The 12,530-nt window shown below is 74.0% G+C and carries 12 protein-coding genes; 9 read left to right on the plus strand and 3 right to left on the minus strand.

All coding sequences use genetic code 11. The features are described from left to right. Positions 1 to 143: 143 nt before the first annotated feature. The gene (locus JT723_RS34920) at positions 144 to 920 is read right to left on the minus strand and encodes an ATP-binding protein (RefSeq protein ID WP_240165246.1); all 777 of its coding nucleotides are present in this window, start codon (positions 918 to 920) and stop codon (positions 144 to 146) included. 228 nt (positions 921 to 1,148) lie between these two features. On the opposite strand from JT723_RS34920, the gene JT723_RS07360 reads away from it, so the two are divergent. Continuing rightward, a complete protein-coding gene (locus tag JT723_RS07360) occupies positions 1,149 to 2,402 on the plus strand; it encodes an NsdA family TPR-like regulatory protein (protein WP_205043680.1) in 1,254 nt (417 codons plus the stop codon). A gap of 71 nt (positions 2,403 to 2,473) precedes the next feature. Here the strand turns inward: JT723_RS07360 and JT723_RS07365 are convergent, their stop codons facing one another. Together JT723_RS07365 and JT723_RS07370 are read right to left on the minus strand one after the other, a co-directional pair. After that, on the minus strand, positions 2,474 to 2,944 hold the full coding sequence (locus JT723_RS07365) for a hypothetical protein (protein ID WP_240165247.1): 471 nt from the start codon (positions 2,942 to 2,944) through the stop codon (positions 2,474 to 2,476). Between the two features lie 51 nt (positions 2,945 to 2,995). Beyond that, positions 2,996 to 3,385, minus strand: coding sequence for a hypothetical protein (locus tag JT723_RS07370; RefSeq protein ID WP_205043681.1), 390 nt, complete (start codon positions 3,383 to 3,385; stop codon positions 2,996 to 2,998). Positions 3,386 to 3,451: 66 nt separating this feature from the next. Here JT723_RS07370 and JT723_RS07375 point away from each other — a divergent pair, with 66 nt between their 5' ends. From JT723_RS07375 to JT723_RS07410, 8 genes are all read left to right on the plus strand, one after another. After that, positions 3,452 to 4,078, plus strand: a complete 627-nt coding sequence (locus JT723_RS07375) for a histone deacetylase (protein ID WP_205043682.1) — start codon at positions 3,452 to 3,454, stop codon at positions 4,076 to 4,078. A gap of 103 nt (positions 4,079 to 4,181) precedes the next feature. Beyond that, a complete protein-coding gene (locus JT723_RS07380; protein ID WP_205043683.1) occupies positions 4,182 to 4,685 on the plus strand; it encodes a GNAT family N-acetyltransferase in 504 nt (167 codons plus the stop codon). Positions 4,686 to 4,775: 90 nt separating this feature from the next. Beyond that, positions 4,776 to 5,531 (plus strand): aminoglycoside 3'-phosphotransferase, encoded by a 756-nt coding sequence (locus JT723_RS07385; RefSeq protein ID WP_205043684.1) that lies wholly within the window; start codon positions 4,776 to 4,778, stop codon positions 5,529 to 5,531. A gap of 44 nt (positions 5,532 to 5,575) precedes the next feature. Continuing rightward, positions 5,576 to 6,238 (plus strand): HAD-IA family hydrolase, encoded by a 663-nt coding sequence (locus JT723_RS07390; protein ID WP_205043685.1) that lies wholly within the window; start codon positions 5,576 to 5,578, stop codon positions 6,236 to 6,238. 404 nt (positions 6,239 to 6,642) lie between these two features. Further along, positions 6,643 to 7,431 (plus strand): response regulator transcription factor, encoded by a 789-nt coding sequence (locus JT723_RS07395; protein ID WP_307794092.1) that lies wholly within the window; start codon positions 6,643 to 6,645, stop codon positions 7,429 to 7,431. Next, positions 7,428 to 9,002 (plus strand): sensor histidine kinase, encoded by a 1,575-nt coding sequence (locus JT723_RS07400; protein WP_307794091.1) that lies wholly within the window; start codon positions 7,428 to 7,430, stop codon positions 9,000 to 9,002. Before JT723_RS07395 ends, JT723_RS07400 begins: the two co-directional genes overlap by 4 nt. A 25-nt stretch (positions 9,003 to 9,027) precedes the next feature. Further along, positions 9,028 to 10,320 (plus strand): bifunctional glycosyltransferase family 2/GtrA family protein, encoded by a 1,293-nt coding sequence (locus tag JT723_RS07405; RefSeq protein WP_205043686.1) that lies wholly within the window; start codon positions 9,028 to 9,030, stop codon positions 10,318 to 10,320. Then, complete coding sequence (locus JT723_RS07410; protein ID WP_205043687.1) at positions 10,317 to 12,341, plus strand: ArnT family glycosyltransferase; 2,025 nt, start codon at positions 10,317 to 10,319, stop codon at positions 12,339 to 12,341. Before JT723_RS07405 ends, JT723_RS07410 begins: the two co-directional genes overlap by 4 nt. Positions 12,342 to 12,530: the final 189 nt, after the last annotated feature.

Raw genomic sequence — 12,530 nt, forward strand, 5'->3', positions numbered from 1 at the left:
CCCCGACCGTTCTGGCCAGAGCTACGGGTCAGAAGGTTGCAGGTTCGAATCCTGCCGAGTGCGCACAGGTCAAAGGCCCCCCGGGATCACCCGGGGGGCCTCTGCGTTTGCCCTCGCGGCAGCCTTCGGCGGCAACCCCGCAGTCAAGGCGTGGCCTGGCTGCGGGGGGCCGCGCCGTGCGGGCGTTTGCGCTCCAGGACCACGACGGGGCAGTTCAGCGCTTCGGCGATCTTCGCCAGATTCGCGGGGGTGGCGCTGCGCCAGCCGGATTCGACCTCGCCCATCAACTGCTCGGAAATGCCAACCAGCTCGGCGAGCCGCCGCTTCGTCAGGCCGTTCCTCTCGCGCGCCCAGGTCACGGCTTCCGGCTCCTGGTTCAGCCTGCGGGGACGCTCCCGCCGACGCCCGCCCCTTACCTCAGCGGTCATCTCCCCACGGTCGTCGTCAGCTGCACATTCGGCCCACAGGAGTTTCCCGACCCCCTCACGGCCGCTCGCCCCCCAGCGCCCGCTCGTGAGCGCATCCACCAAGGCCAGGCCACGCCCCGACTCGGCGTCCGGAGACAGCTGACGAAGCTCCGGCTTGTTCTCGTTCGCATCGTGCACTTCGATGCGCAGATCACCACCTGGCAGCCGTTCGAACCGCGTCTCGACCAGGGCGTCTTCCGGTCCGTGGGCATGCTGCACGGCGTTGGTGACCAGCTCCGACACGACCAGTTCAGCCACCTCGGCGAGCCCTTGTAGGCCCCAGGCGTCAAGGTGCCACACCAGTAACCGCCGCACGCTGACCACGATGCGCGGGTCGCGGTGCCAGCGATACACCAGAGTCGACGGCAAGCCGCTCGCCACCGTCTGCGGGCGGTCGGGCTCAAGGTCGTCGGCCAGGCCCGACAGGAACGAGTCCGCGTCATCGGTGCTCAAGTAGCAGGGCCTACCGCCCTCGCCTGTCCATGGAAGCAACCGCATCAGCCCACCACCCACTCGGGTGAACCCTCGATAAACTTGCGCATGCGCGACGCTCCTATTCAGCGTTGGGCCATGCCCCCGGACCGTTCACGCGGTCGCGGGGGTCCTTGTCACCAAGACCTTTGCGTCGGCTACTCACCGTTCCCATCCCATGGCGCTATGGGAGCGTCCTATATTTGAACTATGGGGGAAACTCCCGAGATCCTTTGGTCCCACCCGCAGTTGGCCGCAGCAGTCGCCCGCGATGACTGGGGCACCGTCTTCCGCACGTACCGCAAGCTCACCGGGCTGAGCCAGACCAAGCTGGGCGAACGGGTCGGCCTCGTACAGCCCGACGTCTCCGACATCGAGCGCGGCCGTCGCCGCGTCACCTCCGCCGAGGTGCAGCAGCGCATCGTCGCCGGGCTCGGCATCCCCGGCACGCTCCAGGAAGCCGGGGCCGGCGCGGCAGCCGGCCAAACTCCGGTCTCAGGCCTGGCTCTGCCCAGTGCGATGCCGGACGGCGACCTGATGCTGCGGGTGGCGGGCGCTGTGGACAGCTCGCGCCGCGTCGATGCCGCCACCCTGGACTGGCTCGACCGCTTACTCGCAGAACACCGCCGAGCCGAAGACCAGATCGGCTCACGCCCGCTGGTCACCGTGATGCGCCGGCAACTCGACACCGTCGTGGACCTTTACGCCGGAGCACGCGGACCACTTGCCGACCGCGTCGTACGACTGGCCGCAGAACACGCGCAGTTCCTCGCGTGGATGGCACAGGACCAGGACGACACCGCCGCCGCCCTGTCCTGGTACGACCGCTCCCACGAATGGGCGCTGGAGGCCGGCGACGCCGACATGGCCGCCACCACCCTCAACATGAAGGCCCACATGGCGTGGTCCAAAGGCCGCGCCGACCGTTGCGTACGCCTCGCGGAGGCATCCCGCTGGTCCGCCCCCGGCACATCACTCGGCGTCCAGGGCCACGCCGTGCAGATGGCAGCCCGCGGCCACGCCCTGGGCGGCGAGAGCGACGAAGCCCGCCGACTGCTCGACGAAGCGCAGGACATCATCAGCCGCGCCGCCGAGCACCCCGAGGACGAACCCGTCTGGATGTACTTCTACGACGAGACGTGGTTCACTCTCCAGCGCGGTATGGCCGCCATGCACCTGCGCGACTGGCACACCGCCGTCGACCACCTCACGGTAGGACTCGACGCGCTGCCGGACGACTATCGCCGCGACAAGACCTGGTACCGCACCTGCCTCGCCCACGCCCTCGCCGCATCCGGCGAATCAGCCCGCTCCGCCACCGTGGCCATGGCAAGCGTCCCCGACGCCGCGGACATCGGCCGCCCCCACTCCTGGAACGAACTCCACACCACCGCCGCCGTCCTCATACGCCAAGGAGCCAAGGAAGGCCGGCTGCTGATCGGCCTTCTCAGGGAGCACGACTGACCGCCGGGAGCGGTACGGCCGGGGCCGTTATGGGCTGGGCTCCTCCGGGAGCGTCATGGGGAGGGTGGCGCTTACCGCGTGGGGGTCGTTGGTGCCCAGGTGGTGGATGGAGGACCAGCGGTCGAGGTTTTCGCAGGCCCATGCGGGGTCGTAGGCCGCCGGGGGGAGTTGGGGACGCGTTTGCGGCCGGTCTTGTCGGGGCGGTAAGGCTCCGCGAAGGCTGTGTGCCAGGCGGCCAGGTCGGGGGTGAAGCGCGCTTCTGCTTCTGCGGGGTCGATGCCCAGGTACTGGGCGATCTCCTGCCACGAACTGCCGCGCTCGCGCTCGTAGATCGCGGCTGACGCCAGCAGGCGTTCGGCCAGTTCGATGAGGTGGACGGCCTCGCTGGCCCGGCCGCCGGGGCCGCAGTAGGGGTCTTGCCGGGTGCCCACCAGTGCGGATGCGGCCGCCGCGAGTCCCATCGCGCCGTCTGACAGCACGAGGCGGGCGAGCCCTTCGCGGGTGAAGCGGCCTCGCTCGGCGTCGTACGGGGTCTCGGGCACGCCGTCAGCGTCGCAGAGAGGCGTTGTCGGGCGTAGGGGTTATTCCGGGGGCTAGGGGAGGGCGGGGACGAAGCCGCCGTGGGTGGTGCCGGGGGTCAGGAAGGTCGGCCAGTCGAGGGTCGGGGGGAGGTGGTCCAGGGACAGGACGACTGCTCCGCCCGCCCGTTCGGCGTCCTCGCACCAGTCGGCCATCTCGCCGGGTTCGGTGTCGGTCGTGCCCATGACGGGGGCGGCGAGGGCGGGGATGAGGACGCCGTGGTCGCCCGGGCCGTCCACGACGCAGAGGGTGAGGCGGGGGACGATGCTCCAGCCCTCGCAGCGCGGCAGCGTCTCGCCGGGGTCGGTCAGGCGCGGCAGCGCGTCGTGGACGGGGGCGCCGGCCAGCAGGAGCAGCGGGGTGGCGCCGCGGACGAACAGGGTCTTCTCGGCGGGCAGCAGCACACCGTCACCCTTTCAGACCCGCGGGCAGCGCCGGGTCCAGGGGCCGGTGGTCGTTACGCTCACGCCATGCAGCGGGTCTGGTACGTGGCGTACGGCTCCAACACGGCTGCGGGGCGGCTGCGTTGTTACCTGGCCGGCGGGCGGCCGCCGGGCGGGGCGCGTACGTACCCGGGGGCGCGGGACCGCAGCATGCCGCTGCGCTCGGCGGCCGTGGAGCTGCCGGGGCTTGTGTACTTCGCGACCGAGTCGCCGGTGTGGCAGGGCGGCCGGGCCTTCTACGACCCGGACGCCGACGGCACCGCGTGGGCGCGGGCGCACCTGCTGACGGCGGAGCAGTTCGCGGACATCGCCGCGCAGGAGATGTACCGGGCGCCCGGGCGGGACCTCGACCTCGGGCCGGTCCTCGCGGAGGGCAGGGCGCGGCTCGGGCCAGGGCGCTACGAGACGCTGGTGCACCCCGGCGACCTGGAAGGCGTACCCCTGCTGACCTTCACCGCGCCCTGGCGGGCCGCCGACGTGCCGTGGACGGCGCCGTCCGCCGCGTACGTACGGGTGCTGGGCGGCGGGCTGCTGGAGGCGGGCCGGTGGGGGGCGGACGAGGTCGCCGGCTACCTGGCGTCCCGGCCGGGCGCCGCCGGGCGCTGGACTGCCGCGGAGGTCGGGCGGCTGCTGGCGGAGGGCGCTGGGGGCTGAGCCGCGGGGCCGGGGCGGAAGTTGGGCCGCGAGGCCGGGGGAGAGGCTGGGCCGCGGGGTCGGCCGGGGCCGAGTGTCAGACCCCCGCTCTACGGTGGTCGGTATGGATGACGCACGGGTGGAACTGGTCGGCTGGGGCGAGGGGGACTTCTGGCTGCTGGAGCGCGCCAACGCGCCCGAGATGACGGCGCATCTCGGGGGGCCGGAGAACGCGGAGCAGCTGGAGCGGCGGCACCGGCGGTATCTGGAGCTGCCGGCTGGGGGGATGTACCGGCTGGAGCTGGCCGGGAGCGGGGAGACCGTCGGTTCCGTCGGGTTCTGGGAACGGCAGTGGCGGGACACCACGGTGTGGGAGACCGGCTGGGAGGTGCTGCCGGAATTCCAGGGGCGGGGGCTGGCCGTGGCCGCGGCCAGGGGGGTGCAGGCGGCGGCGCGCGCGACGGGGGCGCACCGCTACCTGCACGCCTTCCCGCGCGTCGACCACGCGGCGTCCAACGCGGTGTGCCGCAAGGCGGGGTTCGAGCTGCTGGGGGAGGTGGAGTTCGAGTATCCGAAGGGGAGTTGGCTGATGTCGAACGACTGGCGGGTGGACCTGGCGTCCGGCTGAGCGGCCCGGGGCGCGAGCGGGAGCGGCCGGGGCGCGGGCGGGGCGGAAAACCGGTCGCCTGGCCCGGCGGGGCGGGGGCAGCATGCGGGGGTGGACTACTCAGGACCGCCGCAGGGCGAGACAGCGGTGCCCGCACCGATCACGGCCTGTGCGGCCGGGCGCCCGGTGCTGCCGGTGTGGGTCAACCGGTCGGGCGGTACGACCTTCCAACTCGGGGACGGCGAGGGCCGGCTGTTCGCCAAGTGGGCGCCGGCGGGCTCCGGGATCGACCTCGGGGCCGAGGCCGCCCGGCTGCGGTGGGCCGCGGACTTCACGCCGGTGCCGCGCGTGCTGGACCACGGGCTGGACGCCGCCGGCCAGTGGCTGGTCACGGCGGGGCTGCCGGGGGAGAGCGCGGTGAGCCCGCGCTGGAAGGCGGACCCGAAGGCCGCGGTACGGGCGCTGGGCGCGGGGCTGCGCGCGCTGCACGACCGGCTGCCGGTGGACGAGTGTCCTTTCAGCTGGTCGGTGGAGCGGCGCCGTGCGCGGGACCCGGACCTGGACATTGCCCTGGCCGCGGACCCGGCGCTGGCCGTGCCGCCGCCGGTCGACCGGCTCGTCGTCTGCCACGGTGACGCCTGCGCGCCCAACACCCTGCTGGACGAGGACGGCCGGTGGTCCGCCCACGTCGACCTCGGCGCGCTCGGGGTCGCCGACCGCTGGGCCGACATCGCCATCGCCGTCTGGAACCTGGACTACAACTACGGCCCCGGGTGGACCGACACGTTCTACGAGGCGTACGGCATCGCGCCCGACCCGGAGCGGGTCGCCTTCTACCGCCGCATGGGCGGGGTCAGCAAGGTCTGACCCCGCCGGTCCGTGCCGCGTGGCACGGGTGCTATGCAGGACCGGTGACCACGAAGCCCGCGCCGCGCGCCTTCGACGCCGTCCTGTGCGACGTCGACAACGTCATCCGCCACTACGACCAGGCACCGCTCGCCGCGCTGGAGCGGGCCGCAGGGGTGGCCGAGGGTACGACGGCACGGATCGCGTTCACGCCGGAGGTGGACCTGCCGCTGCTGCTCGGGGCGGTCACCCCGCAGCAGTGGGTGGGGGACGTCACGGCGGCCCTCGCCGAGCAGGGGGTGCTCGACGCGGTCGCGGCCCGGCCGCTGGCCGCCGCCCTCGCCGGGGCGCCCTTCGCTGCCGACGAGGCGGTCGTCGGGCTGCTGCGCCGGGTGCGCGAGGAGGCCGGGCTGCCGCTGGTCCTGGTGAGCAACGCCTCGGTCGACCTGGAGGACGACCTCGCCGGGCTCGGCCTGGCCGCGCTCGCCGACCATGTGGTCAGCAGCGCCCGGGTCGGGGTGGCCAAGCCCGATCCGCGGATCTACGCCATCGCCGCCGAGCGGGCGGGGGTCCCGGCTGAGCGCTGCCTGTTCGTGGACGACTCCCGCGCGAACGTCGAGGCCGCCCTCGCCCTGGGCATGAGCGCCCTGCACTACCGCACCCCCGCCGATCTGCACACGGCGCTGCAACCGGCCTTCACCGCCACCGCCCCGCCGACATCCCCCTGACCCGCCGCGGCCCGGCGGGCGGCCCGGCGCCGCGTCGCCGCCGCCCACGGACCTGCCGCTGACCCGCCCGCCGGTCCGCGGGCGGACCGGCACCGCGTCCCGCGACGACGTTGCGAGCCTTCCCGCGTCCCGCGCCGCCCACCGACGTGCCCCTGACCCGCCGCGGGCCGGCGGGCGGCCCGGCACCGCGGTCCGCGCTACCCACGGACGTCCCCCTGACCGCCCGCCGGGCCGGGGGGTGCCCGGGACCGCGCGCCGGCGTCTCCCTGACCCGCCCGCCGGCCGCGGCCCGCGGCGGGTCGCGAGCGCCCGGACGCCGCCCGCAAGCCGCGCGCCGCGCATTCTCAGACGATTCACAGAATCGGCCAAGACTGCTCTCATAGCGCGCGCACAGGCTGGTGCGCATGACGACGACACCCATCGCAACCACCGCGAGCGCCGCCCCGCACGCCGCCGCGAAGGCCACCGCACCCGCCGCCGACCTGGCGCGCCCCGACGGCTCGCCGGTGCGCGTGCTCGTCGTGGACGACGAGACACCGCTTGCCGACCTGCTGTCGATGGCCCTGCGCTACGAGGGGTGGCAGGTGCGTACCGAGGGCGACGGCGCGAGCGCGCTGCGCGCCGCCCGGGAGTCGCGGCCCGACGCGGTCGTGCTCGACGTGATGCTGCCCGACATGGACGGCCTCGAAGTGCTGGCCCGGCTGCGGCGCGAGACGCCGGACGTACCGGTGCTGTTCCTGACCGCGAAGGACGCGGTCGAGGACCGTATCGCCGGGCTCACCGCGGGCGGCGACGACTATGTGACCAAGCCCTTCAGCCTGGAGGAGGTCGTGGCCCGGCTGCGCGGTCTGCTGCGCCGCTCCGGCGCCGCCGCGGTGCGCAACGAGTCGCTGCTGACCGTCGGCGACCTGGTGCTGAACGAGGACAGCCACGAGGTCAGCCGCGGCGGCGTCGGCATCCACCTGACGGCGACGGAGTTCGAGCTGCTGCGCTACCTGATGCGCAACCCGCGCCGGGTGCTGAGCAAGGCGCAGATCCTGGACCGCGTGTGGTCGTACGACTTCGGCGGGCAGGCCAACGTCGTGGAGCTGTACATCTCCTACCTGCGCCGCAAGATCGACGTGGGGCGCCCGCCGATGATCCACACCCGGCGCGGCGCGGGTTACCTGATCAAGCCGGCGGAAGCGGCGTGACGCTGCCGCGCAGGCGTCCGAGGGCGGGCCGTGCGACGTGGTCGCTGCGGCGCCGGCTGGTCGCGTCCTGCGTGGCCCTGGTCGCCGCCGTCTGCACGGTGATCGGCGCGGTCACCATCTTCGCGCTGCACGACTTCCTCCACGGCCAGCTGGACGGCAAGGTGCACGACCTCGCGGTCCGCGCGTCGGGGCCGCACTCCGGCCCTGGCGGCCCCGACCACGGCGACGGGCCGCCGCGCAACCGGCCCGAGGGCGTACCCATGGAGTTCCTCGGCGGCGGCGGGCAGCCCGGCGAGACCGTCGTCGCCGTCGTCACCGCGGGCGGCGGAATCGGGCAGGCGGCGGTCAGCGCGACCGGGTCCACCGGCTCGGGCGCTCTGGTCGCGGAGCCGCTGACGGCCGCGCAGGCCGCCGCCTTCGCGCACGTACCGCTGGACGGCCGCCCGCACACCCTGGACGTGCCCGGGCTGGGCGGCTTCCGGGTGGAGTCGGCGCGCCCGTTCGCGGACGGCAGCACCGTCCTGGTCGGGCTGTCGACGAAGGGCACGCAGGACACCCTGTCGACCCTGTTGTGGGTCGAGGTGTCGGTGTCGGCCGCGGGGCTGGTCGCCGCGGGGCTCGCGGGTGCCGCGCTGATGCGGATCGCCCTGCACCCGCTGGGCCGGGTCGCCGCGACCGCCACCCGGGTGTCGGAACTGCCGCTGCACCGCGGCGAGGTGGCCCTGCACGACCGGGTCCCGGACTCCGACACCGACCCGCGCACCGAGGTCGGCCAGGTCGGAGCCGCGCTCAACCGCATGCTGGGGCACGTGAGTTCGGCGCTGCACGCCCGGCAGGCCAGCGAGACCCGGGTACGGCAGTTCGTCGCGGACGCCAGCCACGAGCTGCGCACCCCGCTCGCCTCCATCCGCGGATACGCCGAACTCACCCGCCGCGGCCACGAGTCCGTAGGCCCCGACACGCGGCACGCGCTGGGGCGTATCGAGTCCGAGGCCGCCAGGATGACCACCCTGGTCGAGGACCTGCTGCTGCTGGCCAGGCTGGACGCGGGCCGCCCGCTGTCCCCCGCGCCGACCGACCTGTCGCCCCTGGTGGTGGACGCGGTCAGCGACGCGCGCGCGGCCGGCGGCGGGCACGTGTGGCGGCTGGACCTGCCGGACGACCCGGCCCTCGTGCACGGCGACCCGCAGCGGCTGCACCAGGTGCTGACGAACCTGCTGGCCAACGCCCGTACCCACACACCGCCCGGGACCACCGTCACCGCGAGGGTCGCCGCGGATCCCTCCGGCGGCGTCCTGCTGCAGGTCGAGGACGACGGCCCCGGCATCCCCGCCGCGCTGCAGCCGGTGGTCTTCGAGCGCTTCGCCCGCGGTGACGCCTCACGCGCCCGCACCGCGGACACCGCCGGCAGCAGCGGGAGTACGGGCCTGGGCCTGGCGATCGTGCAGTCCGTGGTGGCCGCGCACGGCGGCAGCGTGGGGCTGGCCAGCGAACCGGGCCGCACCGTCTTCACGGTCACACTGCCCCCGGCGGACTCACAGCCCCTCCCCAGCCTCAGCACATCGTCGTGACAGGGCGCCCGGCGAGTGTCGGGGCATGCGAACCCCACTCGGCGACCTGCCCGCCCGGCAGCACCTGCCGGTCGCGGACGCAGGCCCCACGGCCGGTACCCCGGTGCTGGACGTCGTCATTCCCGTGTACAACGAGGAGGACGACCTGGGCACCTGCGTCCGCCGTCTGCACGCCCACCTGTCGGCCACCTTCCCCTACCCCTTCCGCATCACCGTCGCGGACAACGCCAGCACCGACCTGACCCCCGCGGTCGCGAAGGCGCTCGCCGACGAACTGCCGGAGGTCGTCGGCTTCCGGCTGGAGCAGAAGGGCCGCGGACGCGCCCTGCGCACGGTCTGGACGGCGTCGCAGGCGCCGGTGCTCGCGTACATGGACGTGGACCTGTCCACCGACCTCAACGCACTGCTGCCGCTGGTCGCCCCGCTGATCTCCGGCCACTCCGACCTGGCCATCGGCTCCCGGCTCGCCCGCTCCTCGCGGGTGGTGCGCGGCGCGAAGCGGGAGTTCATCTCGCGCGCCTACAACCTGGTCCTGCGCGGCTCGCTCGCCGCCCGCTTCTCCGACGCCCAGTGCGGCTTCAAGGCGATCCGCGGCGACGTGGCGCAGCGGCTGCTGCCGATGGTCGAGGACAGCGGCTGGTTCTTCGACACCGAGATGCTGGTGCTCGCAGAACGCGCGGGCCTGCGCATCCACGAGGTGCCGGTCGACTGGGTCGACGACCCCGACAGCAGCGTCGACCTCGTCAGGACCGCGACCGACGACCTGCGGGGCGTCTGGCGGGTCGGACGGGCGCTCGCCACCGGGCAGTTGGCGCTCGACCGGCTGCGCCGCCCCTTCGGTGACGACCCGCGCGACCGCGAACTGTCCGGTGTGCCCGCGGGACTTGCCCGCCAGGCCGTCGGCTTCTGCGCCGTCGGGGCGCTCAGCACCCTGGTCTACCTCGCACTCTTCTCGCTGCTGCGGCCCGGCACCGGCTCCCAGGCCGCCAACGCGCTGGCCCTGCTGCTGTCCGCGCTCGGCAACACCGCCGCCAACCGGCGCCTGACGTTCGGGGTACGCGGCCGGGGCCGCGCGATGCGGCACCAGGCGCAGGGACTTGTGGTCTTCGCCATCGGCCTCGCCCTGACCAGCGGTTCGCTCGCCGCGCTGCACACCGCGACCGACACGCCCTCGCACGGCAGCGAACTGGCGGTGCTGGTCGCGGCCAACCTGGCGGCGACCGTGCTGCGCTTCCTGCTCTTCCGCGCCTGGGTCTTCCACGAACCCGAGCCCATGGCCCCCGAGTCCCCCAGGACATCCGACAGGAGTGCTCGATGACCGCGCTGACCCACCCGCCGACCGCTCCCGCCGCCTCGCTCGGGCGGCGCACCTGGCGCGGCCGCCCCGACGACCCCGCATGGGCGCGCCCCGCACTGCTGGCCCTGCTGCTCGGCACCCTGGTCCTCTACCTCTACGACCTCGGCGCGTCCGGCTACGCCAACTCCTTCTACTCCGCCGCCGTCCAGGCCGGCAGCCAGAGCTGGAAGGCCTTCTTCTTCGGCTCCTCCGACGCCGCCAACTCCATCACCGTCGACAAACCCCCGGCCGCGCTGTGGCCGATGGCGCTGTCGGTACGGCTGTTCGGCCTCGGCTCCTGGCAGATCCTGGTGCCCGAGGCCCTGATGGGCGTCGGCACGGTGGCGCTGCTGTACGCCTCCGTACGCCGCCGCTTCGGTGCCGCCGCCGGGCTCGTCGCCGGTGCGGCGCTCGCGGTGACGCCGGTGGCCGCGCTCATGTTCCGCTTCAACAACCCCGACGCGCTGCTCGCGCTGCTCATGGTCGCCACGATCTACAGCGTGCAGCGCGCACTGGAGGACGCCCGCACCAGGTGGCTGCTGGCCGCCGGCGCACTGCTGGGCCTGGCCTTCCTGACCAAGACGCTGCAGGCCTGGCTGATCGTCCCGGTCCTCACCGCCGTCTACGCCGTCTGCGCCCCCACCCGGCTGCGCCGCCGGCTGCTGCAACTCCTCTACGCCGGCGGTGCGATGCTGCTGGCCGGCGGCTGGTGGGTGGCGGTCGTCGAACTGTGGCCCGCCTCCTCCCGCCCCTACATCGGCGGCTCCCAGGACAACAGCTTCCTGGGCCTGACCTTCGGCTACAACGGCTTCGGCCGCATCACCGGCAACGAGACCGGCAGCGTCGGCGGCGGAGGAGGACCGGGCGGCGGAGGCGGCGGCATGTGGGGCGCCACCGGCATCGGGCGGCTCTTCAACTCCGACATGGGCGGGCAGATCGCCTGGCTGCTGCCGGCCGCCTTCGCGCTGCTGCTGGCCGGGCTGTGGTTCACCCGGCGCGCCCCGCGCACCGACCAGGAACGGGCCGCCTTCCTGCTGTGGGGCGGTTCGCTGCTCGCCACGTTCGTGACCTTCAGCTTCATGTCCGGGATCTTCCACCAGTACTACAACATCGCGCTCGCGCCCTACATCGCGGCGGTCACCGCCATGGGGGCGGTCCTGCTGTGGCGGCGGCGCCGGTCGCCGCTGGCCGCGGCCGTACTCGCCGCCACCGCGGCCGGCACCGGGGCGATCTCCTACGTCCTGCTCGACCGCTCCCCCTCCTGGCACCCCTGGCTGCGGTACGCCGTCCTCGCCGTCGGCATCGCCGCCGCAGTCGCCCTGCCGGCCGCGCCCTACGTGCGGTTCGCCGCGCTCGCCCGCACCGCGGCCGTCCTCGGCCTCGCCGCCGCACTCGGCGGACCCGTCGCCTACACCCTCGACACGGTGGCCACACCGCACCAGGGCTCCATCGTCACGGCCGGCCCGGCCGTCGCCTCCGGCGGTTTCCCCGGGGGCGGCGGGCGGCCCAACGGTGGGCCGCCCACCGGTACGTTTCCGGGTGCCCCCGGGGGTCGCGGCGCCGGCCAGGGCTTCGGGCAGCCCGGCCGGCAGGCACCCCCGCAGGGCCGCGGCGGCGGTGGCGGCATGGGCGGGCTGCTGGACGGCGCGCAGGTCAGCGCCGAGATGACGGCGCTGCTCAAGGCTGACGCGGGCCGCTACACATGGGTCGCCGCCGCGGTCGGGTCGCAGAACCAGGCCAGTTACCAGCTGGCGAGCGGGGAGCCGGTGATGTCGGTGGGGGGCTTCAACGGAAGCGATCCGTCTCCGACGCTGGTTCAGTTCAAGCGGTACGTTGCGGCCGGCCGCATCCACTACTTCATCGCCTCGGGCGGCGGGGGGATGGGCGGCGGTATGGGAGCGCAGATGGGCGGCTCCCGGGCCGCCTCCGAGATCGCCTCCTGGGTCGCGGCCACGTACCCCGCGAAGACGGTCGGCTCCACGACCGTCTACGACCTGTCCTGACCCTGCCCCTTGCGGTTGCACCTTCCGGTGCGTATGGGCTGGTCGCGCAGTTCCCCGCGCCCCTTCAGGTCCTGCCCCTTGCGGTGGGCGGTCGCCTTTCCCGCCATGGTGGCTGGTCGCGCCGTTCCCCGCGCCCCTGGGTGGTTGCCACTTGCTGTGGCGTTGCTTTCTTCCGGCCCGCTCGGGCTG

The sequence above is a fragment of the Actinacidiphila bryophytorum genome, assembly GCF_016916835.1.
Taxonomy (GTDB): Bacteria; Actinomycetota; Actinomycetes; order Streptomycetales; family Streptomycetaceae; genus Actinacidiphila; species Actinacidiphila bryophytorum.